Annotated in this window: 3 protein-coding genes; 1 reads left to right on the top strand and 2 read right to left on the bottom strand. The window is 41.8% G+C overall.

Going from position 1 to position 2,831, the window contains the following annotated elements; all coding sequences use genetic code 11:
* Positions 1–158: 158 nt before the first annotated feature.
* Together PN471_RS15360 and hemH are read right to left on the bottom strand one after the other, a co-directional pair.
* Complete coding sequence (locus tag PN471_RS15360) at positions 159–662, bottom strand: IS200/IS605 family accessory protein TnpB-related protein (RefSeq protein WP_334311924.1); 504 nt, start codon at positions 660–662, stop codon at positions 159–161.
* A 98-nt stretch (positions 663–760) separates the two neighbouring features.
* Complete coding sequence (hemH, locus tag PN471_RS15355; RefSeq protein ID WP_271777597.1) at positions 761–1,927, bottom strand: ferrochelatase; 1,167 nt, start codon at positions 1,925–1,927, stop codon at positions 761–763.
* A gap of 93 nt (positions 1,928–2,020) precedes the next feature.
* Here hemH and PN471_RS15350 point away from each other — a divergent pair, with 93 nt between their 5' ends.
* On the top strand, positions 2,021–2,653 hold the full coding sequence (locus tag PN471_RS15350) for a class I SAM-dependent methyltransferase (RefSeq protein WP_271777596.1): 633 nt from the start codon (positions 2,021–2,023) through the stop codon (positions 2,651–2,653).
* Positions 2,654–2,831: the final 178 nt, after the last annotated feature.

Genomic DNA, 2,831 nt, shown 5'->3' with positions numbered 1-2,831 from the left:
TGCAGCCTACAAAACAAAAAACAAATCTCAAAACCAAAGAACCGTGGGGCGCACGGTCTTAAAGCTCAGTTAATGTCCTCATAGAGGAGTCACTGAGAAGCCCACACTCACCTGAAAGGGAGTGTGTGGAGTACGTCACAACTGGAATTGGGGAATTGTTAAGCTTCCCCGGTCTCAAGACGCGGGGATTTCTGAAGAGTCCATAAAAGAACTTTCGTAGGCTGACTCAAACAGCCTCTACCTACTCCACTCAAGTCAAACTTGAATATCGCAGCTACTTTTCTGATCACATTAACTGCACCATTGCAGTCTGCATTTATTTTTATACCAATTGAAGTTTTGAATTGACCTCTAGAAATTCGAGTACCGCTGCTTTTCCACCCTTCGGGTTTTGCACCAAATGTAGGTAGAAAATCATTGTCTAGGAACGATGTTTTTGAGGTATAGGATTCTTCAGTTTCAACAAACTTAATACCGTATTGTTCACACAGTTGAGCAATGCGGTTTTTCAGTTTTGTGGTAGGAATTTGGACAAACTTTTGATTAGTTTTAGAGCCAAGATTTATGGAGTCTTTTTGACTAATATTCCAGCCAAAAACGATGGTACCAATTTTGTTATCAATACAATGGTTGATTACGATTCTAGCCGCCTTATTAACTATAAATCTTTTACCTACGGGTAATGGACAGGGGACAGGAAGCAGGGGAAATAATTATTACCCATGACCCATGACCCATGACTCATGACCAATCACCACAACTAATGTAAAAGTCCGATAACGTGCAGTAAGCCTTTACCAGTGATTAATTCAATAATCAACCCAATAAAACCTAGCATGGCTATCCGACCATTCCAAACTTCTGCGCTGGTAGTGATTCCCCATTCCCACCGTTCTTGGGGATACATTTTCACCCTTTTTTTCATTTGGGTAACTTGAGAGAGTTTGAGATTAGGTTGTTGCAGGACATCAATTATCAGGTCGCATAAAGCCTTGATAAAAACTGGATTGGTGTTGGGAGCAGGAACTCGTCCGAAGTTGTGTATTCCTGCCTCTTCAGCTATTTCTCGATATTCAATATCAATTTCTTGCAGTGTTTCGATGTGTTCAGAAACAAAACTAATGGGGACAACTACCAAATCTTTCACACCTTTAGCGCCGAGTTCGTTGAGTGCATCTTCTGTGTAGGGTTGTAGCCATTCTACCGGACCAACACGACTTTGATAGGCGAGGGTGTGGGGATTGGGACGATTGAGAGTTTGCATAATTAAGGTTGTGCATTCCTCAATTTCTAGTTGGTAGGGATCTCCTGCTTCCTCTACATAACTTTTGGGTACACCATGTGCGCTGAAGAAGATATGCACGTGATCAGGATGTGGAAATTTATCAAGTTCGCCAAGTATGAGTTCTGCCATTGCTTGTAGATAACCTGGTTCTTTGTACCAAGAGGCAATGACTGTATATTCAAGACTTTGGAGTTTGGGGTTTTCTTTCCATAGTTGTTCTAATAACCGGAAACTAGAACCGCTGGTGCTGATGGAAAATTGGGGGTAAAGTGGGAGAATTACTAACTTATCAATGTTATCTTGGGTAAGTTGGGCGATCGCTTCCTCTGTATAAGGATGCCAATAACGCATTCCCACATAGATATTAGCCTCTTGTCCTAATTCACCTAACTTCGCCTTGATAGCTTCTCCTTGTTCCTCCGTAATCCGTCGTAAGGGAGAACCGCCACCAATTTGCTTATAATTTTCTTGAGATGTTTTTTCTCTGCGTGTAGCAATAAACCAAGCCAGAGGTTTTTGCATCCAGCGAAACGGTAAACGGATAATTTCGGGATCTGAAAACAGATTATACAAAAACGGTCCCACATCTTCTAATTTATCGGGACCACCGAGATTAAGTAATAATACCCCTATACGACCCATAGCAGTTACTTTCCCCCAATCCTTACAGATTTTTCACTAATGTTAACAATATATCTTTATTAAATATAAAGCTTTATCGGCAGGAAAAATACAATGGCAACAATTTTTCGAGATTTGAGTTATAGATACCAATGGCTATATGATGGCATCTCTCGGTTAGCGGCTGTGACTGTGGGTGGTGAACCCCGATTTCGTCAACTGGCTTTACAAAACTTAAAACTACAATCAGATACTCAGATTTTAGATTTATGTTGTGGTAGTGGTCAAGTAACCAGATTTTTAGTAAATTTTTCGGAAAACGTCACCGGCTTGGATGCTTCCCCATTATCTATCAAACGATGCCAGGAAAATGTACCAAATGCTACTTATATCAAAGCATTTGCTGAGGATATGCCTTTTGCAGATAATTCGTTCGACGTGGTACATACTAGCGCAGCCTTACACGAAATGCAGTCAGAACAACTCCGAAAAATCATTCAAGAGGTTTATCGGGTATTAAAACCGGGGGGAGTTTTTACCTTGGTGGATTTTCACCCGCCTACAAATCCGATATTTTGGCCGGGGTTGGCTGTATTTTTCTGGCTGTTTGAAACCCAGACAGCTTGGGAATTGTTGAAAACGGATTTACCTGGTTTGCTACGAGATTTTGGTTTTGATGTGGGTAAACCTAGTTTATATGCGGGTGGAAGTTTGCAGGTAATTCAGTCCAGAAAAATTGTTGAATAGGAGTCAGGCTGTAGGGGCGCAGGGCCTGCGCCCAGCCCAGTTAGCTTAATCAGCAGAAGCCCCACGTCTCACTCTTAGGAGCGTGGGATGAATGCGCGTGAGTTGAGTTGCGTAGCCCAAATTGTATTTGAGCGTAGCGAAAACAAAGAAGGCTACAGCGACGAAACGAACAAAATAT

It is taken from the genome of Aphanizomenon sp. CS-733/32 (assembly GCF_028330045.1).
Lineage (GTDB): Bacteria > Cyanobacteriota > Cyanobacteriia > Cyanobacteriales > Nostocaceae > Dolichospermum > Dolichospermum gracile.
The sequence above is the reverse complement of the archived record's forward strand: the minus strand, read 5'-3'. Positions and strand labels throughout refer to the sequence as shown.

Excerpts from the sequence above, each read along its gene's own strand:
- hemH (WP_271777597.1), bottom strand. The coding sequence starts at position 1,927 with ATGGGTCGTATAGGGGTATTATTACTTAATCTCGGTGGTCCCGATAAA.
- PN471_RS15350 (WP_271777596.1), top strand. The coding sequence starts at position 2,021 with ATGGCAACAATTTTTCGAGATTTGAGTTATAGATACCAATGGCTATAT.